General features: G+C 74.1%; 1 protein-coding gene. It reads right to left on the bottom strand.

Going from position 1 to position 1,059, the window contains the following annotated elements; genetic code table 11:
• The coding region (locus E4099_RS32305) for a serine/threonine-protein kinase (protein ID WP_135342632.1) at positions 1-977 on the bottom strand (977 nt) is incomplete at its 3' end.
• Positions 978-1,059 lie beyond the last annotated feature (82 nt).

Here is a 1,059-nt window from a genome sequence, read left to right as displayed (position 1 = left end):
CCCGCCGCCAGGCGAGGCCCTTCCCCTCCGGCAGGCCCAGCCACGGCCCCCGCCACGGCCCCGGCAACCGTCCCGGCGACAGTCCCGGCCGGGGCATCCCCCGAGTCGCTCCCCGAGGTGTCCGACGTACCCGGCACCCCCTGGTCATCCGCTTCGCAGACCCTTCGCAGCATCCGTTCCGCGGTGTCCGCGTCCAGACGGCGTTCCCAGTCCCGCTCCAGCAGCCCCCGCACCACCGGCAGCAGCGGTCCGGCGGCGGCCGGGAAGGGGATCTCGCCGAACATCACCGCGTGCAGCACCCCGCTCAGGGAGTCGCGCCGGAACGGGGTCTCCCCGCTGACCAGGGTGCACAGCAGCACGCCCAGCGACCACAGGTCCGACTCCGGCCCGGTGCGCCGTCCCGACATCCGCTCCGGGGCGGTGTACTCCGGGGAGCCGACGAAGGAGCCCGTCTCGGAGATGGTGGTGGCCCCGGCGACCTGCGCGATGCCGAAGTCGCTCAGTACCGCCCGGCCGGTGTCCGCCTCCATCAGCACATTGGCCGGTTTGATGTCCCGGTGCAGCACCCCGCTCGCATGCGCCAGCCGCAACGCGTCCAGCAACGAGACCACGATCCGCGCCGCCTCACGCGGCGGCACCGGCCCGGAGTCGGCCAACTGGTCGGCGAGCGACCGGCCGACCACCAGCTCCATCACGATCCACGGACGCCCGTCCTGCTCCACCACGTCGTGCAGCACGATCACATGGGGGTGCTTGAGCTGTGCGAGGGTGCGGGCCTCGCGGAGCGTCCGCTCCCGCCGCAGCTCCGCGTCCAGCCCGGACAGGCCGTCCGCCGGATGCAGTTCCTTCACCGCGACCTGCCGGCCCAGCAGTTCGTCCTGCGCCCGCCAGACCGTGCCCATGCCGCCCCGGCCCAGCCCCGACACCAGCCGGTAGCGCCCCGCGAGCACCCGGCCGTCTCCCCCGAAACTCCCCATGCGCCTCATCCTGCCGCACGGGCGAGGCGAAGCCCGTACGGGTCAGGCCGCCTCCCCAAGTCCCCCCGGAACTCCCCCCGTC

Source organism: Streptomyces palmae, from assembly GCF_004684805.1.
GTDB classification, from domain to species: Bacteria; Actinomycetota; Actinomycetes; order Streptomycetales; family Streptomycetaceae; genus Streptomyces; species Streptomyces palmae.
This window is presented reverse-complemented; position numbering and strand designations above follow the sequence as displayed.